This window comes from Pseudoclavibacter sp. AY1H1, from assembly GCF_002931055.1.
In the GTDB taxonomy this organism is placed as follows: Bacteria; Actinomycetota; Actinomycetes; order Actinomycetales; family Microbacteriaceae; genus Pseudoclavibacter.
The window spans coordinates 1-22,979 of record NZ_PSXX01000005.1 but is presented as its reverse complement, the minus strand read 5'-3'; the positions used below and the strand labels follow the sequence as shown (position 1 = coordinate 22,979).

The window sequence follows — 22,979 nt, the reverse complement described above, 5'->3', positions numbered from 1 at the left end:
TGTCGCCGCGGGCGTGGCGACCTCATGCGCGGCGAGTTCCGCGGATTGCCGGGCTTCGCGTCCTGTTTTCCTGGGTCAGGTGTGACATATGTGACTCATGTGAAAGGAGCGACGGCTGTGGTCTTTTGTGGCCCATGTGTGCATACTTGGAAACTGCTGAGCGTGTCGTCTCACTACGACCCGACCGGCTCCTCGGTTTTCGACGCGTAGGGAACTCATGTTTCGCAGAACAATTGCCATTGTGGCCACGGCGGCAGCAGCCGCTGCGGGCCTGCTTGCCTTCCAAGCGGTAGCACCTCAGGAGTTCGGCGCTGAGACGGCGTCCGCCGCTGGGTCGTCGTTCGACCCCGGCAACATCATCAGCGATGAGAACTTCTACGACGGTTCCGCGATGACCGCAGCCGAGGTGCAGCAGTTCCTCGTCTCGAAGAACGGCTCGAGCTCCTCGACCGCCCTGCGCAACTACACGCAGTCGACGCCGTCGATGCCAGCCACCTCCTACTGCAGCGCGTACCCGGGCGCCCCCGGGGGAGAGTCGGCGGCGAACATCATCGCCAAGGTCGGCCAGGCGTGCAACTTCAGCGCCAAGGCCATGCTCGTCCTCCTGGAGAAGGAGCAGAGCCTGGTCTCGATGTCGAGCCCGACGCTGGGGCGCCTCGCGGCTGCCACAGGCTTCGGCTGCCCGGACACGGCGCCGTGCGACGCCAGCTACGGCGGGTTCTTCTACCAGGTCTACAACGCGGCACGACAGTTCCAGTACTACAAGGCCAACCCGTACAGCTTCAACCACATCCCGTTCGCCACGAACAATGTGCTCTACAACCCCAACTTCGCGTGTGGCTCGTCCGCCGTCTACATCTCCAACTACGCGACGGCCGGCCTCTACAACTACACGCCGTACCAGCCGAACCAGGCAGCGCTCTCGAACATGTACGGCGAGGGCGATGGATGCTCCGCGTACGGCAACCGCAACTTCTGGCGCATGTACACCGACTGGTTCGGAGACGCCCAGGGCACCGCGGAGCGGCCATCGCTGATCCAGGCTGAGGGGACGAGCGACGTCTACTTCCTCTCCGACGGAACCCGGTACCACCTGACGGCCGACCGTGTGGCGGGCTTCACCGAGGCGCTCGGCGCAGTCGAGACGATTCCTGCCCAGGAGATGTCCTGGATCCCGTGGGGAACCTGGGTCGGCGAGATCCTCGAGGGCCCAGACGGCCCGGTCTACATCAGTGACGGCAAGTGGTGGAAGCTCCGCGGCTGGGCGACCGCTGCCAGCTACGGCTTCCAGCAGGGCCAGGTTGCCAAGATCACCAAGGAGCAGCTCGAGAAGTTCGAGGGCGGCTGGACGCTCGAGTCGTTCGTGAAGACCGACAACGGCCAGGTGTTCCTCGTGCAGAACCAGACCAAGCGCGAGGTCTCGAGCCTCACAGCGCTGCGCGACTTCGGTCTGTACACCGCCGTGACCAACCTCAAGGACGGCGCGCTCGACTTCCTCCCCACCGGTGAGCCGGTCCTCTCCCGTGGCGCCGTCGTGACGCCGCTTGACGGGTCGCAGACCATGCTCCTCGGCGACGAGGGCCGCGGCTACGCGGTGTCGTCTGAGCTCCGCAAGCTCAGCGAATTCAACGTGACGGGCAAGCTCGGCGACGCCTTCGCGCAGGTGACGAACTCGGGTTCCCTCGACTCGTCGCTCGTCTCGGACGGCAGCAAGTCCTACCTGATCACGGACGCTGGCCTCTTGCAGGTCGCGACGTCGGCCTACGGCGTCGGTCGATTCACGCCGGTCCCAGCGGATGCCCTCTCCGGTCTCAGCAAGCTCGGCTCGACGCCGGGGGCGCACCTGGTCAAGGAAGTCGACGGATCCAAGGTCAACCTGGTCGTCGGCGGCGAGCGTGTCGAGTTCGGCAGCGAGGACGACGCGAAGAAGGAAGCCGCGAGGCGTGGAAGCGACGAGGTCGTCTACACCGTCGCGAACGGGACCCTCTCGGACATCCCGACCGGGAACGGCATCACCAACGGCGCACTGCTCAAGACGCCGAGCAGTGACGACCTCTACGTGCTCGACGGCGCTCACCTGGTCAAGATCGCGAATGCGCAGCTCGCTGAGGCCTATGGCTTCGGTGGCACCGCGCAGGTCATGACGCAGGCGTCGTTCGACGGCATCCCCAAGCGCGACTACACCATCGACAGCGCCCAGTTCGTCTGCAACGATCAGACGCTGCTCGCCGCCGAGGGACAGGCGCATCCCTACCGCAGCGCTGAGCTCCAGGCCGCCTATGGTCTCGAGAGCGAGACCTTGAGCCCGCAGCTGTGCGGTGTCATCCCGATCTCGCAGCAGCCTGCAACCGAGTTCATCACGACGGCCAAGGGTGCCTGGTACGCCATCATCAACGGCGAGAAGCGCCTCATCGGCTGGCCTGAGATCGGCGTGGCCATGGGCATGCCCGAGCGCGGCTCGCTTCAGGTCGTCGACAGCGTCGCGGACTCGTTCCCGACGGGATCGACCCTCCTCGGGGCTCCGGCCGGCTGGCCTCTGCCCGACGACACCGCGACGCCCGAGCCCACGGCGACACCCGAGCCGACCGCAACGCCCGAGCCGACCGAGTCGGCGACGCCGGAGCCCACGGCGACGGTCACGCCTCAGCCGAGCGGGACCGCCACACCTGAGCCGACCGCGACATCGACCTCCGCGCCGACCGAGACGCCGTCAGCGACGGCCACGGCGACGCCGAGCGAGACCGCGACTCCGACGCCCACGGAGACCGCAGAGCCTGCGGTTCCACTCGAGTCCGGTGATGTCATCACCAACAAGGCGGGCACCGGCGTGTGGATCGTCAACGGTGAGAAGCTGCTGCAGCTCGGCTCACGCGATGTCGCAGCTCAGATCGGCCTCGACATCGAGAACGCACAGGTCGTCCCAGCCGCGAACTTCGATGCCTTCACCGGCGCCACAGCTCCGCTGTACACGTCTGCGGTTCTGCTCGGAGACGTTCCCTACATCGGCGTCGACGGACAGCTCGTGCCGTTCGCGAGCCCTGCCGATGCGGAGGCCTTCGGCCTCGTGTTCACACCCCTCGCGCCGGAAGTCGGGGTGAAGCTGAGCGTGGCAACCGACGCTGAGCCCATCGGCTCGGTGGTGCAGGGTCCTGACGACAGCTTCTACCGCGTGATCGACGGCAAGCTCTCGCTCATCGACCCGAGTCTCGCGGAGCCGACGGCTACGCCGTCCGAGACGGCGCCAGCCGAGACCACCCCGGCCGAGGCAACCGAGACCGCGACCACGGACCCGGACGCAACACCGACGGAGACGGCGACGGCTGCCCCGACCGAGTCTGCAGCGCCGACCGAGACGGCTTCGGAGGCGCCGGCCGCTGAGTCGCCCGCTCCGACCGTCGACGAGGCGCCGACCACGGAGGGCACGCCGGAGGCCACACCGCCGACGACGTTCCGCCTCTCGGTCGAGTTGTTCTCGATCATGGGCCTCGGAGCACCAGTCGCCGAGTAGCCCAGGGCGCGCGCGTCCGAGAGCCCGCTCCTCCACCCCAACCGGGTGAGGGGGCGGGCTCTTCGCCTTTCCCCCGAGCGCCGAGTCGGACGAGGACGAGCTGAGGCCTCGGCTAGACTGGCCGTTCTTGTGAAGGGACGAAGATGACGCAAAGCGAACGGGTTCTCGTGACCGGGGCCGGTGGTTACATCGGCAGGCACGTGGTCGACGCACTGGTTGCACGGGGCCAAGAGGTGACCGCCGTTGTCCGTCCAGGGAGCGCCGCCACGATCAACAGCGAGGCTCGAGTCGTCGAGTTCGATCTGCTGGCACCATCCGCAGATTTCTCCGTCCTGCTCGAGCCAGCTCCGACGGCCGTCGTGCACCTTGCCTGGGAAGCGGGATTCGCGCACAACGCCCCGGTCCACATGCAGAAGCTCTCCGACCACTTCAGGTTCCTGGAAGCGGCGACCGAGGCTGGCGTGCAGCGGCTTGCGGTCCTCGGGTCCATGCACGAGATCGGCTTCTACGAGGGCATGGTCTCGGCTGAGACGCCCACGAACCCGCTCTCGCTGTACGGCATCGCGAAGGACGCGCTCCGGAAGTCCTCGACCCTCGCTTTCGGCGACCGGGTGGCCCTGCAGTGGCTGCGTGCGTACTACATCTTCGGAGACGACCGCAACAACAAGTCGATCTTCACGAAGCTTCTCGAAGCCGCCGCAGATGGCAAGAGAGAGTTCCCCTTCACCTCGGGGGCAGCGCGCTTCGACTTCATCCATGTCGCCGAACTCGGGCGCCAGATCGCAGCCGTCGCCTCGCAGGAAGAGGTCACGGGGATCATCAACGTGGGCTCTGGAACGTCCGTGTCGCTTGGCGAGCAGGTCGAGCAGTTCATCCGAGACAATGATCTCGGCATCGCACTGCAGTACGGCGCTTTCCCCGACCGACCGTACGACTCTCGCGAGATCTACGGTGACGCCACGGTGATTCGGGAGCTCATGGCCAAGGACGCTGCCGGAGTCCAGGGCACAGATCAGCGCTGACAGGCTCTCCGGGCCCTGACGGGCTCTCCGGGCTGACGGGGCTCGAACCCGCTGCCCGCACTGACGTGATCCTGCCGCGCGCGGCGGGGACGCGTGCGCTGCGTGCACACGCGCTCCATTCGTCCAGAGCGGAGTGCGCACGTGCCCCGGCACGTCCTCGTGAGTGCGGCCACGCGCACCAGTAGGCTCGGTGCTCGAACGGGCCTGCCGTCGGACGGGTGCGCGCGATAATTGGGGGGTCCGTTGGCTGTAGAGACAGTAGAGGCTGTGAAGCTGAGCAGGGTCGAGCAGGGGCTGAGTCGCCTACCGAGCTGGACCAGGAACGAGCTGCTCTGGACCGCCGTCGTCTTCGTCGTCGTCACCATCACGACCTGGCTTCGCATCGCCCCGGCCGAGCAGCAGGCGCTGTGGGCCGAGGACGGACCGGTCTTCCTGCGGCAGCAGCTCGAGAACGGGACGTTCGCGTCCCTCCTGCAGCCCTACGCCGGCTACCAGCACTTCCTGCCGCGCCTCTTCGCGGCGGGCCTCGTCGAATTCGTGCCGATCGAGCACTTCGACAGGGGCGTCTTCATCCTCTGCGTGCTGTTCGCCGGCTTCGTGGGCGCCGCCACCTTCCGGCTCACGCGCGGGATCCTGCGCTGGCTGCCGGCGAGATTCCTCATGGCGATCGTCCCGGTGATGGTCCCCCTCCTGAGCCGCGAGATCATCGGCGACCTCGCGAACATCCACACCTACTGCCTCTGGCTCGTCGCGTGGATCGCGGTAACCCAGATCAACTCGAGGCGCGAGGGCATCTTCTGGGCCGTCATCGCGCTAACGTGCGCGCTGTCGGAGTTCCAGGCGGTCGTCGTGGTGCCCTTCATGCTGCTGAGGCTCATCTGGAACAGGACGTTCTCCCACGTCATCGTCTCCGTGGGCGCCCTCGTGGGCGCCGGCGCGCAGGTCTTCACCTGGCTGAACTACCCGAGAGGGACAGAGTCTGACGAGGTCGTGGAGATCGCGGACGTCATCATCGGCTGGCTCGCCAACGCGATTCTCCCCATCTGGAACGGGGACGTCGAGGCCAACGCCGTGTACCTCGCAGAGAACGGCACCTGGTTCCTGTGGCTCGGGCTCATCCCCTTCGCGCTCGCAGCGGTCATCGCCCTGGTGTGCGGCAAGAATCCGGAGCGCTTCGCGCTGGTCACGCTCCTGCTGGTCTCCGGCGCGACGTTCGGCGGGTCCCTGATCGTCAACCCGTTCTGGTTCTTCAGGTTCGCGGACATCGAAGGGGAGGTCTGGCTCCTGGTGCTGCTCAACCTCCGCTACGGCGCATCAGCCGGCATGTTCGCGCTTGCGTGCCTTCCCTTCGCAGCCTCGGCGTTCGTCTCGAGAGTGAGTCCGAAGCTGCCCGTCTTCAGTCGCGTCGCAGCCCTCGGGGTCACCCTGCTGTTCTTCGCCTACATCGCCATGCAGTGGCCGGAGGTCGACAACGCTCGCGACGAAGGCGCGGCGTGGACCCCGCAATGGCGCCAGGCGCTCACCGTCTGCGAGGCGAACCCGGCCGCGATCTACCAGTTCGAGACGGCGCCCGAGTTCCGCAAATTCGATATCCGCTGCTCCGACGTTCTGCAGCAGCCAGGCACCTAGGAGCTGCTGGTCACCCTGGCCTGCTGAGCAGGTGTGGTGCTGCGAAGCTTCGGGAAGACGAAGAACGCATCGAAGAGTCGGAAGCGGCGCAGCCAGCAGGCGAGGTAGCTCATCCCGAGCGCGCCGAGCGTGCACGCCCAGAAGGTCGTGTTCGAGTCGACGACGCCGGCCTCACCCATTCGGAAGGTGATCCAGATCTGCGTCGGGTAGTGGACGACGTAGAACACCACGGAGTTGCGGCCGATGTACTGCAGCCACTTGGCGGCGTCAGCGCCGCGCCCCTCGAGAGCACCCGTGACGCGGCGAACCCACATGATGATGCCAGCGATGCCCGCGAGGACGACCGGGATCCACAGCACGGAAAGCCGATCGATCACGGTGCCGTTGTCGGCGCCTGCGACCTCGCCGGTCGGGTTGTCTATGGTGGGGCCGTCGAGCGCGTCGACGAGCTCGCCAGGGCCCCCAGGGGAGACGCCGAGGTGGCTGCCGAGGCCGAAGTAGTAGGCGTGGTCCTGAGCCACGAGCAGCAGGCTGAAGGTCACGGCGATGGCGAGGAGGCCGAGCATCCACGGAATCGTCTCGAATCGCGTGAAGGTGGCCCGCCACGTCGCGACGAAGTGCCCCGCGAAGAAGAACCCGCCGTAGTAGGCGAGGTTCGTCAGGTCCCCGTCGGGGAGCAGCACGCTCAAGCTCCACAGCACGACGGGGACGACCGCGAACAGGGGCCCGCGGACGCGTGCGAGGAGGGGAGCTGCCGCGTAGTAGATCGCAAGGAAGAACAGGAACCAGAGCCAGCTCGTCGCGATCCAGGCGCTCGGATCCATCCACTCTTCCTGCCCGGAGACAAGCCAGTAGATCACGGCCCACACGAGGTACGGCCACACGATGGTCCGCACCTTGCTGACGTAGTAGACGCCTGCCGGCTTCGAGAGCGACCGCCCGAGCAGCATGCCGGAGAGCACGAGCAGCATGCTCATGCGGTACGGGCCGAAGAACGTGTTGAGGTCGGCGACGAACTCAGTGGGCGGCACGAAGATCAGGATCACCGGCAGCGCCGAGGCGTGGAACAGGATCACGAGCAGGATCGCAGACCCCCGCAGGAGGTCCATCCACGTCTTGCGTCCGCGCATGGGTTCCGTCGTGTGGTGAAGAGAAGTCACAGCGTCAGTCAATGCCCTCGAGTCGATTGCGTTCGATGATCGGCAGCGGCCCGGTCTTGGTCGAGATGGTGCGCCTCGGCAGCGCCGGGAGGTCCTGGATGCGCAGCTTCGAGTAGATCGCCAGATAGCAGAGCAGCAGCCAGTTGCCCTCGACGAGCAGCCTCGACTCGGTCAGCGACTGCACGGTGAGCGCCACCATGAGGAGGAACGCGAGCATGGCCGTCGGCGGGAAGTCGCGCGGGCCGCTTGCGTCGGTCTGCGGCCGATCGACGGCGAGCCACCAGGTGCGGATGAGGGTCGAGAGCACGATGCCGACGAAGAAGAACGCTCCGATGAGGCCCGTCTGCATCCAGACGTCGAGGTAGGCGTTATGGGCTTGCAGGAAGTGCACTCCGTCGACGACGAGGAGCCCCTTGAAGGGTTCGACCCATGGTGCCCAGTAGCTGATCCAGCCCATGCCCGTCAGCCAATGCTCGCTGCCGAGGCGTCCGACCTCCGCCCAGATGTCGCCACGTCCCGACATGTCGCTCGAGCGGTTGATGAGGCCGAACAGCTGCGTGTTGAACTGCAGCACGACCCAGCCGATGATGAGCATGATCGCGAAGACGGCGCCGTACATGCCCCACCGCTGCGCGTTGCTCAGCGGTCTCGCCACGAAGACGAGCGCGACGGCGAGCAGCACGACGGCGCAGCCGACGAAGACGGTCGCCGATTTGCACAGCAGGATGGCGATGAGGCCGAGGGCGATCCAGGTGAGGGCGGGCCAGCGCCGCATCTGCTTCGCGTACCACTGCACGGCGACGGCGATGACGCAGAGGAGGGCGGCCATGGCGAGCAGGTTGCGATTGCCGAGGATGCCCTGGATGGCGCTTCCGGCGAAGATGTGGCCCTGGCTCCAGAGGAAGGCGGCCGGGACGGTCTCGGCGGTTGCCCCCGGGATGCCGGTCACGCGTTCGAGCTCGCCGGGGATGAGCAGCGCCAGGGGGAGCACCCCGCCGGGGAAGAAGAGGGCGACGACGACCTCGAAGGCCAGGGAGAGGCCGAGGATCCACCGCATCGCCGCGCTGAACGCCCGCAGGAACTGCGGCTTCGTGAGGGAGACGGCCATGGCAAGTGCCACGATGACGGTCACGAGCTGGATGCCGAAGCCGAGGAGCGACTCGGGGCGGTAGATCGACCAGATGATGGACAGCGCGCACCAGGCGACGAAGGCGATGAGCGCCGAGGGCAAGTGCATGATCTTCGGCAGCGGCTTCTTGCTCGCGAGCAGCCAGATGGAGATTCCGATGATGACGAGGACGATGACCCCGAAGCCGTACCAGGTCACGAGGTTCCGCCAGAAGTCACCCGCGAACGCTGTGAAGAACGTGAAGGTCGCGAACGCGGTGAGGCCGGGGCTGCCCGGGACCTGCGCGAAGAATCGGCGCCAGGGGGCGCGCTCAGTCGCGGCAGATTCAGCGGGGGTTCGGGTGGAGCTCACCGGCCTATTCTCGCGCACTTGCGGACGCCCCGGGTCCTCTGCCCCGCATGCAGCCCCCGATGCGTGCAGGAGGGGTGCTCACACGAAGGCTGCGTGGCCGGTGATCGACCTGCCCACGATGAGGGTGTTCATCTCCCTGGTCCCCTCGTACGAGTAGATGGCTTCAGCATCGGCGAAGAACCGGCCGACCCCGTAGTCGGCGACGATGCCGTTGCCGCCGCACACCTCGCGGGCCAGGGCGACGACCTTGCGCATGTTGCCCGTCGCGACGGCCTTCGCGAGCGCCGAGTGCTCGTCCTTCTGCGCGTCGGCATCGCCGAGCTGCGAGATGCGCACGCAGAGCGTGATGCTGGACGTGATGAGGCCGAGCGCGTCGACGAGTCGCTCTTGGATGAGCTGCCTGGCGGCGATGGGAGCGCCGAACTGGATCCGCTCCTTCGCGTACGCGAGCGCGGCCTCGTAGGCGCCGACCGCGATGCCGGTCGCGAGCCAGGCGACCTCGGCCCGGGTCTGACGCAGCACGGTGGCGGTGTCCTTGAACGAGTTGGCGTGCTCCAGCTTCGCGTCGGCCGGGACCCGGACGCCGTCGAGCGTGATGTCGGCGTTCTGCACGATGCGCAGCGACACCTTGCGCTCGATCTTGGTGGCGGTGAACCCGGGGAGCGAGGTGTCGACGACGAAGCCCTTGACCTGACCGTCTGCGACGTCCTTGGCCCAGATGACGACGATGTCGGCGAACGTCGCGTTCCCGATCCATCGCTTCGCGCCGTTCAGCACCCACTCGTCGCCGACTCGCTCCGCCGTGGTGGTGAGGCCCCTGGCCGAGTCGCTGCCTGAGCCCGGCTCGGTCAGGCCGAAGGCTCCGATGAGCTCGCCGGAGGCGAGTGCCGGAAGCCATCGCTCACGCTGGGCGTCGGAACCGCACAGTCCGATGGCCCCGAGCGCGAGGCCGTTCTGCACGCCAACATAGGTGGCGACGCTGGCGTCGACCCGGGCGAGCTCGAGGGCCGTCCACCCGCGGAAGACGGCGGAGTTCGGGAACGGGCGCGTCTCCTCGAAGGCGAGGCCGACCACGCCGGCCTCAGCGAGACCCTTGACGATCTCGGTGGGGAACGTCGCGGCCTCCCAGTGCTCGTCGATGACGGGTCGCACGTCACGCTCGAGGTACTCGCGAAGCTTGGCGATGAGACCCCTCTCCTCGGCCGAGAGCTCGGCCTCGAGCCCCGTGAAGTCGCCAGGCAGAAGTTGCAGTTCGTTGTCGTCCATGACCGTCCTGTTCCGAGTCGCGCGGGTGGAAGGCGCTCCGCGATCGTCGGACCGGCGGCACCGGCTGCGGCGGCGAAGCGAGCGCTCCGCGAGCCTACGAAGCGTCACCATGCTCACGCCAGCGCCTTGGCGGAATCCGCGAAGTCGGTCGCGATTCGGGGCCGGGCTCTTGTGTCTGCCCTGCAGTTCGCCGCACCGCTCCCACAGAGGCGGTGAGATTCGGTAGCCTTCGCGTGATGTTTCTGCCACTGAAGAATGCCCCCCGTGATTACGCCTGGGGTGCGCCAGGATCGATCTCGCAGCTGCTCGGCACGACCGGCGCCTGCACCCTCGACGACGCCGATTGGGAGGGAGTGCCCCAGGCCGAGCTGTGGTTGGGGGCCCATCCCGGTGCCCCGAGCCGAATCGTCGACCCCGAGCTCGCGGGCGGCGCCGCCACCCTCGACGCCTGGATCGAGCAGGCTCCGGTGGCCGCGCTCGGCCGCTACGCCATGGGGCTGCGCGAGGGTGACGGCCCACGGTTGCCGTACCTCTTGAAAGTGCTCTCTGCCGCGACCCCGCTCTCGCTGCAGGTGCACCCGACGCTCACGGACGCGCGTCTCGGGTTCGAGCGCGAGAACCAGGCCGGCATTCCCCTCAGCGCGCCGGAGCGCAACTACAAGGATCCGCTGCACAAGCCCGAGATGCTCCTCGCACTCAGCGAGACGATGGATGCGCTTGCCGGGTTCCGCGACTTCGCCGAGGTCGCCGCGGTTGTCGGCGACTTCGCGCGCCGCGCGGAGTCGGACGCCGAGCAGCCGCCCGCAGGACGCGCCGCGCTCGCGGACTTCGAGGCTCGGGTCGTGTCGCTCTCCACGGGGGAGGAGCTGCAGTCCCTCGTGACCTGGCTCCTCGAGGGTGGCGACGCCGTCGGCGATCTCGTGGCGGCGGTCTCCGGAGTAGCGCTCGCGGGCGACGAGTCCGGAGACCAGTCCGAGCGCTTCGCTCGGGAGCGGGGCATCATCGCCACGCTGGCGCGCATGTACCCGCGTGACCCCGGCATCGCGCTGGCGCTGCTGCTCAACCACATCACGATCAGGAGGGGAGAGGCGATCTTCCTCCCCGCCGGCAACATGCACGCCTACGTCCGGGGCCTCGGCATCGAGATCATGGCGGCGTCCGACAACGTGCTGCGTGGCGGGCTCACGCCGAAGCACATCGACATCCCGGAGCTGCTCGCGCGGCTCGACTTCGCCCCGGTGCCGCCGCCGTACATCGCCGCGACGCGCATCCAGGAGGGCGTCGAGGAGTACCGGCCCGAGATTCCCGACTTCCGGCTCGTTCGGGTCGTTCCCGGCCCGGATGAAGCGGTGAAGACCATCCACCTCGACGGCCCGACGATGCTCTTGTGCCTCGAGGGGGAGGCCCGTCTCGAGGGAGCGAAGTCCACGGCGAAGATCAGCGCTGGCGAGTCCGTGTTCGTGACGCCCGATGAGCTGCCCGTGCGCGTCATCGGCTCCGTCGACCTCTTCGCGGCCGGGCCGGGGCTCGACCGTCGCGACACGGTGCCGATGCGACACGCCGACTAGCTGAGAATCTTCGTCGCGGGGGTCTGCGAGCCCCCGGGGTGGTCCAGCCCGCCACCTCGCGGGGGATCCTCGGCGACACGCCGCCGCGAATCGCGCGCGGCTTCTCCGAAAAGTCTCAAGACCGGGCTTAGTGTTGAGGGCTTTCGACTTGACGCGGGGTGAATTACAACGATGTAATGATTCCGACGCGCGGGCAGGTGCCCGCAAGTAACGTGGGGAGAACGTGATATGGCAATTCCAGGGAGGAACCCCTCGGTTCCGGAGGACTGGTATGTCGACCCGGTCAACCTCGGCGTCCCAGGAGTTCGAAGGAATGTCGGCGACGACAACCCGCTCGCATGGCAGGCCGACGCGCTGTGCGCGCAGGTCGACCCAGAGGCCTTCTTCCCGGAGAAGGGTGGGTCGACGCGTGACGCGAAGCGGATCTGCGACTCCTGCGAGGTCCGGAGCGACTGCCTCGAGTACGCGCTGTCCAACGACGAGCGCTTCGGCATCTGGGGTGGGCTGAGCGAGCGCGAGCGGCGCAAGCTGCGCAAGCTCGCGTAACCGCCGAGAGCTCGGTCCGCGTGACCGAGCAGGCCACGTTGATGGGCCCCGTGACGACTTCGGTCGTGCGGGGCCCTTCGTGCGTCCGCTGGCGGTGACACCGGGGTGCGCGTGTTCGCGGCTTGCCGCTCGCAATGCGGCATCGCTCGGGGGAGCCGAATACCATTCGTTCAATGCGTCCCGGAGTCACCGCAATCCTTGTCGCGCGAGATGCGTCGCGCTCGCTCGAGCGCACCATCGCCGCGCTCGAGGGATCGTCGCGCATCCCGGACCGCGTCGTGATGGTGAATCTCGCGTCGACGGACTCGACGCTCGAGGTCATGCGCGCGGCCGAACCCGACATCCTGCTGACGCTGGAGACCGAGACGACGTTCGGTGCCGCGCTCGCCGAGGCGGTGGCCGTCCTCGAGGAGCAGGGGCTGCAGTCGGAGGGCGACTGGCTCTGGCTGCTCAGCGCCGACAACGCTCCAGAGCACGACGCGCTCGAGCAGCTCCTCGACACCGCCGAGCGGAACCCCTCGCTCGAGGTGACCGGCCCGAAGCTCGTCCGCAGTGACGACGCCGCGACGCTCGTCGAGTTCGGCCAGTCGATGCTGCAGAACGGCGAGAGCCTGCGACTCCGCGAAGACGAGCTGGACCAGGGGCAGTTCGACCAGGACTCCGACGTCCTCGGCGTCGCGGCCGGCGGCATGCTGGTTCGTCGCGAGCCGTGGCTCGCGCTCGAGGGCTTCGATCCTGGCCTTCCCGCCGTCGATGACGCGCTCGACTTCTGCACGCGGGTGTGGCTTGCCGGCGGCCGCGTGCTGCTGACCCCCTCAGCGCGAGTCGCCTGCGACCCCGAAGCGCCGGGGACGGCCGCGATGAACCCCGGGATGAGCGCCTCGGCGGTGGAAGCTGCCAGAGACACCGCCAGGGTGCACCGCAGTCTGACGAAGACCCCAGCAGCGGCGTTCGGCGTCCTGCGGCTGGTGCTCATCCCGATCGCTCTGCTCAAGGGCATCTGGCACCTCGTGCGGAAGCGTCCGCGCCGTATCCTCGCCGAGCTCCGCTCCGCGTCGCGCGTGACGTTCGGCAAGACCGGGGCCGCCCGCTCGAGGGCGCAGTTCGCGAAGACGCGCACCGAGCCGTGGACCGTCATCGAGCCGCTGCTCGTGAGCGCCGAGGAGAACCAGAAGACGCTCGGTCTGCAGCGCGAGGAGCTGCGTGCCCTCACGCACGAGGAGCGTGAGCGGTACTCGCTCGTCGGCTCCGGAGGACTCTGGGTGCTGCTCGTCTCGACCGTCCTGGGCCTGGGCCTGGGTCTGTCCCTCATCGGCCAGTCGACGCTCTCCGGCGGTGGCCTCCTGCCGCTGGCCGATTCCATCGGCACGCTCTGGGGGCGCACCGGGTACGGGGTCCGAGATGTCGGGGACGGCGCGTTCGGCGTCGCCGATCCCTTCACCTACGTGCTCGCGGTGCTCGGCACCCTCACCTTCTGGCACCCGAGCCTCAGCATCGTGCTGCTGTGGCTGTTCGCGCTCCCGCTCGCCGCGATGGGGGCATGGCTCCTCGTGGCGCGCCTCACCAACCGGGCCGGGCTGCGGGCGTTCGCCGCCTTCGCCTGGATGCTCGCGCCACCGCTCGTCGTCGCGCTCGCGGAAGGGCGCATCGCCGCCGTCATCGCGCACCTCGTGCTCCCATGGCTCATCTTCTCCGCGCTGAGCGCGTCGAGGAACTGGTCGCGCGCGGCTGCGACGGGGCTGCTCGCGGCGATCGCGATCGCGGCCGCCCCGATCCTGGCACTGCCCATCGCCATCGTGTGGCTCGTATGGCTCGTCATCGGCGGGCGGGGCTTCGTCCAGCGCCTGCTGACCGCGGTGCCGACCCTGGTGCTGTTCGCGCCACTCGCCGTCGCGCAGTGGAACCGGGGGCGCCCGCTCGCGCTGTTCGCGGACCCTGGAGTCCCGCTCGCGAGCACTGCTCCTGATGCGTGGCAGATGCTCCTCGGCTTCCCCGGGTCCCTGCTCGAGGACCCGAGCTGGGCTGGCGGGCTGCTCGAGGGTTCCCCTGCGGTCCCCACCGTCGCCGCGGCCCTGGTGGCTCCGCTCTTCCTCCTGGCGCTGCTCGCCCCCGGCAGCCGAAACTGGCGCGCGTCGCTCTTCGGCCTGCAGCTGCTGCTGCTCGGCTTCGTGACCGCGGCGGCGGCGAGCCGCTTCGGCTTCTCGCACGTCGGGGTCGAGAGCATCTCGCTGTGGCCCGGCAGCGCGCAGTCGCTCATGTGGCTGGGTGCCCTGATCTCGGCCGCGGCAACGCTCGGCGCGCTCCGCCCCCGGCTTTCGCAGGTCTTCGCGGGTGTCGCGCTGGTCGGCATCGTGCTCCTGGCTGCTCTTCCCGCGACGGCACTGCTGCGCGGCGACGCGCTGGTCGGTGCCGGCGACGGCCGATCGCTGCCCGCCATCGTGGATGCTCAGGGCCGTGCCTCTGACGAGGTCGGCACCCTCGTGATCGCGCCGCTCGCGAGCGGCGCCGTCGAGGTGCGTCTCGAGCGCGGCACCGGCGACAGCCTGGACTCGCAGTCGACGCTGCGCACCACGAGCGTCGGCTTCTCCGCGGGCGACCAGCGCCTGGCGGAGCTGGCCGTGAACTTCGCCTCGGATTCCTCGTACCGCCCGACCGAGGAGCTGCACGCGCTCGGCATCAGCTACCTGCTCGTCCCGGAGGGCGGGAGCGACGCCGCGACCATGGAGGGGCGCCTCGTCTCCTCCCTCGACGCGAACTTCGGGCTGCGCCCGGCCGGGGCAACGGAGTTCGGCACCCTCTGGCAGGTCGTCGGCCCCACGCTGGAGCCGACCGACCCGAGTGTCTCCGGTCCGCTCGATACCGCGAACACCGGAACCACGCTCGGTCGGTCGATGCTCATCGTGCAGGGTGTGCTCCTTGCCCTGACGCTCCTCGCCGCCCTCCCGACCGGAGGGCTCAGCGCCCGCGCCGCCGATGTGCGCCGCCGGGAGAAGACCAGCGGGCGCCCGTGGTACGACCTCGACGGTGACACGGACGGCGACGAGCGGATGCTGCGGCGCGATGTCACCGCGCTGACGGTCGACGACTTCGACGACGACGATGACGTGCTCGGCACAGGTGCACGGGGAGGCGACCATGACGCTCGATGAGTCGAAGGTGATCGCCGAGGCGCGTGCCGCAGACGACGCAGCCCGCAAGGCGCCCGGAAAGCGGCACGCACGGCGGCCGGTCTGGCGCGCCCTGAGCGTCGGCGCCGCCATCGTCGCGGTCGGGGGCGTCGTCGCGGCCGTGCAGCTCGCGCCGGAGGGCGTCGTCGTCGCCTCCGCGAACTCCGTCCTCGTGAGCCCTGTCGCGAGCGCGCAGGATCGCGTGTGCCCCGGCCCCCTCACGCTGCTCGGGCTCGCGACCGACGACCCGACGCTCCCCGCGACGCTCGGCACCACGAGCATCCGACTCGCGGGCGACGAAGGCGGGCTCGAGGTCGAGCCGGTCGTCGCCTCCACGCCTGCGGCCGACCAGCAGCAGGCGCTCGCGCCCGTGCGCTTCACGGTGCCCGGCCTGACCGAGGACGGGTCGCCGACGGCGTTCGCTGCGGCCCAGACGCTCGAGCTCGCGCAGCCCTCAGCCGGGGGCTTCGCAGCCACGGCCTGCCGGATGCCATCCGCAGAGCAGTGGCTGGTCGGTGGCAGCACGGCGGAGGGCAGCAGCACGCAGCTCGTGATGGTGAACTCCGCAGACCAGGCCGCCGACGTGCGCGTCACGGTCTCGACGGCAGACGGCGTCGTGCAGGCTCCGACGATCCGCGAGATCGTCGTGCCCGCGAGCAGCAGGGAGGTCGTGAGCCTCGAGGGGGTCGCGCCCGATCGAGGCGATCTGGTCGTGCACGTGGAAGCCGTCTCCGGAAGCATGATCTCGACGCTGCACCAGACCCGCACCTCAGGCGCGACGCCGAGCGGCATCGAGATCATCGGGGCCCAGGATGCGCCGAGCACCTCGCTCGCGATCGTCGGCGTCCCCTCGACGAGCACTGCGTCGGAAGCCGAGGGCACGCTGGTGCTCGAGCGCGGCGCGACGCTGCGAGTCCTCGCGCCCGGAGACGAGCAGACGGAGCTCACCGTCGACGTGCGCGACGCGGCCGGCACCGCCCTGGAGCCGATCTCGCTCACCATCGAGGGCGGACGGACCACGGAGATCCCGCTGACGGGGTATCCGATCGGCCAGTACACGCTCGGGATCGAAGCGAGCAACCCCGTCGTCGCCGCCGTGCAGACCACCGCCACCGCCACAGCATCGGACCTGGCCTGGTACCTGCCGGTCCCCGTCCTGAGCGACAGCCAGGTCGTCGCCGTGCCGAACGGCCCGTCTCCCAAGCTGCAGCTCGCCGACGCCGACGGGGTCGAGAAGACCGCGACGCTCATCGCGGAGGACGGCACGGAGACAGCCGTCACGATCCCGGCCAACGGCACCACGTCCATCGACGTCGAGGCCTCGCGCGAGTACCGGCTCGAGGGGCTCGACCGGGTCTCGGTCCAGCTCGCCTACGCGGGCGACGGTCAGCTCGCGGCCATCCCGAGCTACGCGGGAAACCCGCTCGCCGAGGTCATCACCGTCTACCGCTGAGGCAGGCAGGCGGCGGGGAGCTACTCGTCGCCGAAGCGCTCCGGCGCGATGTCCCACGGGTCGGAGCCGAGCAGCTCGGCGACGGCCTGCAGCACGCACCGCTCCACGAGCATCCGGTAGTGGACCGGGTCCTCGCAGTGCAGTCGTGCGAGGCGATCTATCGCGACCCGGTACAGGATGATGCGGTTCGGCGACTCGACGTGCCAACGATCCATGCCATCCGCATGCTGCAGCGTCTTCGGCACGTTCGCGATGTCCACCTGCACATTCGCGAGCCGCTCGGGGTTGGCTGCGCGCAGGTAGTTCATCGCATCGGCCACGTGGTTCTCGAACCGGACCACCCGACCCGTGAGCATCGGCAGGTACGGTCCGGCGACACTCGAGCGGATGCCCCTGCCGTGCCTGCCGCGGGCAAGGCCCCGCTCAGGGCGGGCCTGCCTCCTGGCGTTCTCGGACTTCTTCTCCCGGCGGCGACGTGGCATGCCTGCGAGTTTACGCCCGGCGTAGACTTGCGCCGATGTCCAATCGACCATGCTCACGAGTCGCGTGCACCCGCAAGGCGGAGTACACGCTGACCTTCGACTACGAGGACAAGCTCGCCGTCATCGGCCCGCTTGCGCTCGCCGCCGAACCCCACAGCTACGACCTGTGCGCGCGCCACGCGGAGCGCTCGACGCCACCGCAGGGCTGGAGCATGATGCGTCCGGTAGTTTTGGGTTCATGACTTCTGTGGCAATCGCACCCGCGTCGAGTGACGAGCGGGGTTCTCTCTCTGGTGTCGTGAAGAGCTACGACGTTCGGGGGCTCGTCGGCAGCGAGCTCACCGAGACGCTCGTGACGGCGCTCGGCGCCGGCTTCGTCGACGAATTCGCGCTGTCCGGCCAGACGGTCGTCGTCGGCCACGACATGCGCGACTCCTCTCCGGGCTTCGCGACGGCCTTCGCTCGCGGCGCGACCGCGAGGGGCGCGAACGTCACGCATATCGGGCTCTGCTCGACCGACGAGGACTACTTCGCGTCCGGCCGGTACGACGCGGCCGCCGCGATGTTCACCGCCAGCCACAACCCTGCCGCCTACAACGGCATCAAGCTGTCGCTCGCCGGCGCGAAGGCGCTGAGCTTCGACACGGGCCTCTCCGCGATCCGCGATCGCGCGGCAGCCTTCCTCGATGAGGGCATCGCCGCCGTCGAGCAGCCGGGCGAGGAGCAGCGCATCGACGTGCTCGCCGACTACGCGGCCTACCTGCGCGAACTGGTCGACCTCTCGGGCATCCGCCAGCTCAAGATCGTCGTCGACGCCGGCAACGGGATGGGCGGCCTCACGGTCCCCGCCGTGCTCGGCGAGGCGGCCGGCCTCGGAGCCCTGCCACTCGAGATCATCCCCATGTACTTCGAGCTCGACGGCACGTTCCCGAACCACGAGGCCAACCCGCTCGACCCCAAGAACCTCGTCGACCTGCAGGCGGCCGTCATCGAGCATGGCGCCGATCTCGGCCTCGCCTTCGACGGCGATGCGGACCGCTGCTTCCTCATCGATGAGCTGGGTGAGCCCGTCTCGCCGAGCGCCGTGACCGCCATCGTCGCGCGCCGCGAGATCGCGCGTGTCCGTGCAGCCGGCGAGACCGAGCCGACCATCCTGCACAACCTCATCGTCTCGCGTCACGTTCCGGAGGCAATCAGGCAGGAGGGCGCGAAGGCCGTCCAGACGAAGGTCGGCCACTCGCTCATCAAGGCGCAGATGGCTGCCACGAATGCGGTCTTCGGCGGAGAGCACTCCGCGCACTACTACTTCCGCGACTTCTGGAGTGCCGACAACGGCATGCTCGCGGCGATGCACGTGCTCGCAGCCGTGGGCGGCTCCGACAAGCAGCTCTCGGAGATCGGCGGGCTCGAGAACCCCTACTTCGCCTCCGGTGAGATCAACTCGACGGTCGCCGACGTGCCTGCGGCGCTCGCGCGCATCGTCGACACCTTCGCGAGCACCGCGGAGTTCGAGGAATTCGACGGCCTCACGGTCCGCGGCTCCGACGAGACCGGCTTCTGGTGGTTCAACGTGCGAGCCTCCAACACCGAGCCGCTCCTGCGCCTGAACGCCGAGGCGAAGGACGAGGCGCGCCTGCAGTCGCTGCGCGACCAGGTGCTCGGCCTCATCCGGGCCGAGTAGCAGGCCCGCAGCATCCACCACACCCGTAGCAAGGAAGCAGCAGTCATGGCACCAACGTCAGGTATCGAGCTCTCCACCGAACGTCCGTTCGTCGTCGCAGATCTGGCGCTCGCGCCGGCGGGGCGCCACCAGATCCGTCTGGCAGAGATCGAGATGCCTGGGCTCATGGCGCTGCGGGCCCAGTACGCGGGACAGAACCCGCTCGCCGGCGCACGCATCGCCGGCTCGCTGCACATGACGGTGCAGACCGCGGTGCTCATCGAGACCCTCACCGACCTCGGTGCCGAGGTGCGCTGGGCCAGCTGCAACATCTTCTCCACGCAGGATGAAGCCGCTGCTGCCGTCGCTGTCGGACCCGACGGCACGGTCGAGGAGCCGAAGGGCATCCCCGTGTTCGCCTGGAAGGGCGAGACGCTCGAGGAGTACTGGTGGTGCACCTCGCGCATCTTCGACTGGAGCGCCGAGGGCGCCGTCGGCCCCAACCTCATCCTCGATGACGGCGGCGACGCGACGATGCTCGTGCACCTCGGCCGGGAGGCCGAGATCGCGGGAGCCGTCCGTGACGCGAGCGACGCCGACAGCGTCGAGATGCGGGTTGTCCTCGACACCATCCGTGCCTCGCTCGCCGTCGACGCCGGCCACTTCAGCCGCATCGCGGACGAGGTGCGCGGCGTCACGGAGGAGACGACGACGGGCGTGCACCGCCTGTACGAGCTCGCCGAGCGGGGCGAGCTGCAGTTCACGGCCATCAACGTCAACGACTCGGTGACGAAGTCGAAGTTCGACAACACGTACGGCATCCGCCACTCGCTGCCCGACGGGCTGAACCGCGCGACCGATGTCCTCATCGGCGGCAAGACCGCCTTCGTGGTCGGCTACGGGGATGTCGGCAAGGGTGCGGCCGAAGCCCTTCGCGGCCAGGGCGCTCGGGTCATCGTCAGCGAGGTCGACCCGATCTGCGCGTGGCAGGCCGCGATGGACGGCTTCCAGGTCGCCAAGGTCGAGGACGTCCTCGACCAGGTGGACATCTGGATCACGTGCACGGGCAACAAGAGCGTGCTGACGCTCGAGCACATGCTCGGCATGAAGCACATGGCGATCGTCGGCAACGTCGGACACTTCGACAACGAGATCGACATGGCCGGGCTCGAGGGCCTCGCCGGTGCGACTCGCGTGGAGATCAAGGCGCAGGTGCACGAGTGGCGCCTCCCGAACTCGCGCTCGCTGCTGGTGCTGTCCGAGGGGCGGCTGCTGAACCTCGGCAACGCGACCGGTCACCCCTCCTTCGTCATGAGCAGTTCCTTCACGAACCAGGTGCTGGCGCAGCTCGAGCTCTGGCAGCGCCTCGACGCCTACCCGCTCGGTGTTCACGTGCTGCCGAAGCACCTGGACGAGCAGGTCGCGCGTCTTCACCTGGATGCCCTCGGCGTGAAGCTCACCGAGCTGACCCCCGAGCAGGCCGACTACATCGGCGTCGCCGTCGACGGCCCGTACAAGGTCGACCACTACCGGTACTGAATCTCGCCCGCCGCGCATCGGCAGGCACGCGACAATCCGCAGCCCGACAGGGGAGAACCCTGGCGGGCTGCGGCTGTTCGCGCTGCAGTGCGCCGTCGGGTCCCGACACGGCCCGCCCGGGAACCGAGCTCTGACCCGCGGCTCAGCCTCGGTCCGGGAACGAGTGGGGCATGCCGTTGAGCGTCGGGGCCAGCGCCGTCTCCCGCCGGCCGATGGCGGAGAGCGCGGCGAGCTCTCGATCGCGGCGCAGCACGGCGAGGCCTCGCAGGTAGGTGTCGGCGTCGACGTCGGGGATCGGGTGCACGTGAGGGAGTGTCTCGCGCGCGATCTCGCCGGCGGCTCGGTCCCGGTGCGCGGGCGTGAGGTGCTCAGCCTGGTCGAGGTAGTCCAGGATGCGGCGAGCGGTTCGGTCCGGCAGCCTCCCGGCGTCGGCGATCCCGGCCCAGGCGATGAGCTGCTGGGGCATCGGCCCGAGGTGGCTTCTGAGCTTCGGGGCACGTTCGCGCTGGCAGGTGGTGCCCGCCAGGATGTCGCCGAGCCGCTTGGCCCTGCCGTTGACGAGGCCGGTGATGATGGCGATGCCGCCGAAGGTGCCGTACAGCTCGATGAATCCGAGCAGGGAGCGGATGAGCGCCTGCCGGAACCCTGACGCGCCCCCGTCGTCGCGAACGATGCGCAGCCCGGTGGCGAGCTTCCCCACCGATCGGCCGTGCGAGAGGGTCTCGACGACGCACGGAGCGATGACGAGGCAGACGACGAGAAGCGAGAGGGCGATGGCGCTCATGAGCGCCTCGTCGATGGCGAACGGGAAGTCGTCGCTCGAGAGGACCGTCATGGTCAGGATGAGGAGGCCGACGTATCCGACCATGTAGACCAGCGCATCGAGGGCGGCCGATGCCGCGCGGAGCGCGAACCCCGCTGGCCGGACGTCGAGATGCACGCCTTCGCCGGCGACAAGCTGTTCGTCGCTGACGCTCAGGCGTTCCCGTGGTCTCGTCTGAGTGGCCATGGCAGTATTGAAACAGATGGATCTTGAAGCTCTCACAACCGCCCGTTCGGCGGATTGGCGGCGCCTGGGGGCGCTGGCTCGGCACCGGAATCTGACCGGCGCCGAGATCGACGAGCTCATCACGCGATACCAGGACTCATCGACCGAGCTCTCGGCCCTCCGAACGAGCTACGGCGAGACCCGCGAGGGAGAGTTCCTCTCCGTGCAGCTGTCGCGGGCGCGCGGCAGGTTCACTGGGGCAGGGCGCAACATCCTGCTGGTCCTCGGCACGTTCTTCACTCTTGCCCTGCCCGCTGCGCTCTACCGCGTTCGCTGGTGGACGCTCGGTGCAGCGGTATTCACGTTGCTCGTGGGCGTGCTCAGCTACTGGTGGATCACGGCGAACCCGGAGATCCTCGGATTCCTCGGCTCCGAGGCCGCGCTGGAGCAGTACGCGGAAGAGGACTTCGTCGGCTACTACTCGCAGTTCTCGGAATCCAGCTTCGCGGCGAGGGTCTTCACGAACAACGCTTGGATCGCCGCGCAGTGCATCGCATTCGGCATCACCGGCCTGTGGGTGCCGGTCGTTCTCGTGCAGAATGCGCTCGGGCTCGGCCAGAGCGCCGCGGTGCTCGGCGCGCACGGGCACCTCGATGTGTTCTTCCTCTGGATCGCGCCTCACGGACTGCTTGAACTGACGATGGTGTTCGTCGCGGCGGGCGCTGGGCTTCGCATCTTCTGGGCGTGGGTCGCCCCTGGCGCGAAGACGCGCATGCAGTCTCTGGCTGACGATGGACGTGCGCTCGTCGTCGTGGCGATCGGCACGACGATCTTCCTGTTCATCTCCGGCTTGGTCGAGGGGTTCGTGACGAGGCAGGACTGGCCGTGGCCGGTGAAGATCGGGATCGGGGCTGCCGCGCTTGCGCTCTACCTCGTCTACGCGCTCTGGCTCGGCGGTCGCGCGGTCCGGGCCGGCGAGACAGGCGCACTCGAGAAGTTCGACGGCGGCGCGCGGCGGGTCTACGCAGGGTGACGCCAGTGCCGGTGGCCCGCCAGGCAGCGGGCCGGAGAGGTCGACACGCCCGGGATGTACCCCGAGTTGTGTGCCGCCGGGTCTCTGCGTAATGTAATCACTCGTCAGGCCAACGGAGCGAAACGCGAGAGCGGGTCGCACGGGCCGGACAGTCCGAAAGAAAGATCAGCATCTGCCACTTGTTCTTGCAAGTTGGAGCAACATGATCTACACTCGGAACTCCTGCCTCACCGGGTAGCAAGATCGTCAGCCTCTGGTTCTTCCAGTTGGTTGTGCGGAGGATGAGCTTCATGCTCACGGTCCGTGGTTCTTGTCCGGGGTTTGCAGTGCAAGCGATTGCTCCTTAGAGATGGCCGTGAGGCTTGAAGAGGGAAGCGCTCGATTCTTGAGAACTCAACAGCGTGCACTATGTCAAATGCCAATTTGATCCCGTGCCTCTTCCTTTGGAGGGGGTAAGGATTCCTTTTGGAAACATATT

General features: G+C 68.5%; 16 protein-coding genes. 11 read left to right on the top strand and 5 right to left on the bottom strand.

The genetic code is table 11. The features are described 5' to 3' along the window. The first annotated feature begins 241 nt into the window (after positions 1–241). From C5E05_RS09580 to C5E05_RS09570, 3 genes are all read left to right on the top strand, one after another. The gene (locus C5E05_RS09580; RefSeq protein WP_104242967.1) at positions 242–3,508 is read left to right on the top strand and encodes a hypothetical protein; all 3,267 of its coding nucleotides are present in this window, start codon (positions 242–244) and stop codon (positions 3,506–3,508) included. A gap of 143 nt (positions 3,509–3,651) precedes the next feature. Next, complete coding sequence (locus tag C5E05_RS09575; RefSeq protein ID WP_104242966.1) at positions 3,652–4,530, top strand: NAD(P)-dependent oxidoreductase; 879 nt, start codon at positions 3,652–3,654, stop codon at positions 4,528–4,530. A gap of 267 nt (positions 4,531–4,797) precedes the next feature. Beyond that, positions 4,798–6,159, top strand: coding sequence for a hypothetical protein (locus tag C5E05_RS09570; protein WP_104242963.1), 1,362 nt, complete (start codon positions 4,798–4,800; stop codon positions 6,157–6,159). Here the strand turns inward: C5E05_RS09570 and C5E05_RS09565 are convergent. The 3 genes from C5E05_RS09565 to C5E05_RS09555 all read right to left on the bottom strand — a co-directional run bounded on the left by C5E05_RS09565 (position 6,156) and on the right by C5E05_RS09555 (position 10,065). Further along, on the bottom strand, positions 6,156–7,319 hold the full coding sequence (locus C5E05_RS09565) for an acyltransferase (protein ID WP_146081082.1): 1,164 nt from the start codon (positions 7,317–7,319) through the stop codon (positions 6,156–6,158). The genes C5E05_RS09570 and C5E05_RS09565 overlap by 4 nt on opposite strands. Before the next feature lie 4 nt (positions 7,320–7,323). Further along, positions 7,324–8,799 (bottom strand): O-antigen ligase, encoded by a 1,476-nt coding sequence (locus tag C5E05_RS09560; protein ID WP_104242959.1) that lies wholly within the window; start codon positions 8,797–8,799, stop codon positions 7,324–7,326. A 78-nt stretch (positions 8,800–8,877) separates the two neighbouring features. Beyond that, positions 8,878–10,065, bottom strand: coding sequence for an acyl-CoA dehydrogenase family protein (locus C5E05_RS09555; protein WP_104242957.1), 1,188 nt, complete (start codon positions 10,063–10,065; stop codon positions 8,878–8,880). A 236-nt stretch (positions 10,066–10,301) separates the two neighbouring features. Here C5E05_RS09555 and manA point away from each other — a divergent pair, with 236 nt between their 5' ends. From manA to C5E05_RS09535, 4 genes are all read left to right on the top strand, one after another. Continuing rightward, positions 10,302–11,633 (top strand): mannose-6-phosphate isomerase, class I, encoded by a 1,332-nt coding sequence (manA, locus tag C5E05_RS09550; RefSeq protein ID WP_258063361.1) that lies wholly within the window; start codon positions 10,302–10,304, stop codon positions 11,631–11,633. A 228-nt stretch (positions 11,634–11,861) separates the two neighbouring features. Next, the gene (locus C5E05_RS09545; protein ID WP_104242955.1) at positions 11,862–12,179 is read left to right on the top strand and encodes a WhiB family transcriptional regulator; all 318 of its coding nucleotides are present in this window, start codon (positions 11,862–11,864) and stop codon (positions 12,177–12,179) included. A 173-nt stretch (positions 12,180–12,352) separates the two neighbouring features. After that, positions 12,353–15,328: a glycosyltransferase family 2 protein gene (locus C5E05_RS09540; protein ID WP_181059488.1), complete on the top strand. Its 2,976-nt coding sequence runs from the start codon at positions 12,353–12,355 to the stop codon at positions 15,326–15,328. Continuing rightward, positions 15,315–16,799, top strand: a complete 1,485-nt coding sequence (locus C5E05_RS09535) for a DUF5719 family protein (protein WP_146081081.1) — start codon at positions 15,315–15,317, stop codon at positions 16,797–16,799. The genes C5E05_RS09540 and C5E05_RS09535 overlap by 14 nt, the downstream gene beginning before the upstream one ends. A 20-nt stretch (positions 16,800–16,819) precedes the next feature. Here the strand turns inward: C5E05_RS09535 and C5E05_RS09530 are convergent, their stop codons facing one another. Continuing rightward, positions 16,820–17,281, bottom strand: a complete 462-nt coding sequence (locus C5E05_RS09530) for a hypothetical protein (protein WP_181057986.1) — start codon at positions 17,279–17,281, stop codon at positions 16,820–16,822. Positions 17,282–17,316: 35 nt separating this feature from the next. Between C5E05_RS09530 and C5E05_RS09525 the strand changes: the two genes are divergently transcribed. Genes C5E05_RS09525 through ahcY form a run of 3 tightly spaced genes read left to right on the top strand, consistent with a single transcriptional unit; the run spans position 17,317 to position 20,480 of the window. Then, on the top strand, positions 17,317–17,523 hold the full coding sequence (locus tag C5E05_RS09525) for a DUF3499 family protein (RefSeq protein ID WP_104242949.1): 207 nt from the start codon (positions 17,317–17,319) through the stop codon (positions 17,521–17,523). Next, the gene (locus tag C5E05_RS09520) at positions 17,520–18,962 is read left to right on the top strand and encodes a phosphomannomutase/phosphoglucomutase (protein ID WP_104242947.1); all 1,443 of its coding nucleotides are present in this window, start codon (positions 17,520–17,522) and stop codon (positions 18,960–18,962) included. The genes C5E05_RS09525 and C5E05_RS09520 overlap by 4 nt, the downstream gene beginning before the upstream one ends. A gap of 45 nt (positions 18,963–19,007) precedes the next feature. Then, a complete protein-coding gene (ahcY, locus tag C5E05_RS09515; protein ID WP_104242945.1) occupies positions 19,008–20,480 on the top strand; it encodes an adenosylhomocysteinase in 1,473 nt (490 codons plus the stop codon). Between the two features lie 142 nt (positions 20,481–20,622). On the opposite strand, the gene C5E05_RS09510 is transcribed toward ahcY, so the two are convergent. Continuing rightward, positions 20,623–21,489, bottom strand: a complete 867-nt coding sequence (locus tag C5E05_RS09510) for an RDD family protein (RefSeq protein WP_104242943.1) — start codon at positions 21,487–21,489, stop codon at positions 20,623–20,625. Positions 21,490–21,505: 16 nt separating this feature from the next. On the opposite strand from C5E05_RS09510, the gene C5E05_RS09505 reads away from it, so the two are divergent. Beyond that, a complete protein-coding gene (locus C5E05_RS09505) occupies positions 21,506–22,501 on the top strand; it encodes a stage II sporulation protein M (RefSeq protein WP_104242941.1) in 996 nt (331 codons plus the stop codon). Positions 22,502–22,979: the final 478 nt, after the last annotated feature.